The organism is Rhizohabitans arisaemae, from assembly GCF_025996515.1.
In the GTDB taxonomy this organism is placed as follows: domain Bacteria; phylum Actinomycetota; class Actinomycetes; order Streptosporangiales; family Streptosporangiaceae; genus Rhizohabitans; species Rhizohabitans arisaemae.
This window is the reverse complement of the sequence record NZ_BLRH01000046.1, coordinates 1-279: the sequence shown is the minus strand read 5'-3', so window position 1 is coordinate 279 and position 279 is coordinate 1. Positions and strand designations below refer to the sequence as shown.

Genomic DNA, 279 nt, shown 5'->3' with positions numbered 1-279 from the left:
ACCGGCAAGGCCGTCACCCGGACCCCCAACGGTGACGGCAACATCCCCGAGCTCGTCCTGGACGCCACCCAAAGCGGCGCCGGCCGCGGCCTGCTCGCCCACACCACCCAGATCCTGCGGCTCAACACCGTCGGCGGCGTCGCCCCCGCGGGCGCCTGCGACCCGGCCCGCACCCCCAAGGCCAAGTCCCCCTACAAGTCCGACTACCTCTTCCTCGGCTGAGACCATCCGCCCCACCACGACGTCGCGCCCCGCACCCCCCGGGGCGCGACGTCGTCT

At 74.2% G+C, this 279-nt stretch carries 1 protein-coding gene; it reads left to right on the top strand.

The genetic code is table 11. The features are described 5' to 3' along the window. Positions 1 to 222, top strand: a 222-nt coding sequence (locus tag RUR_RS26615) for a DUF3455 domain-containing protein (RefSeq protein WP_283137940.1), incomplete at its 5' end; no start/stop codon positions are given. Between the last annotated feature and the right edge of the window lie 57 nt (positions 223 to 279).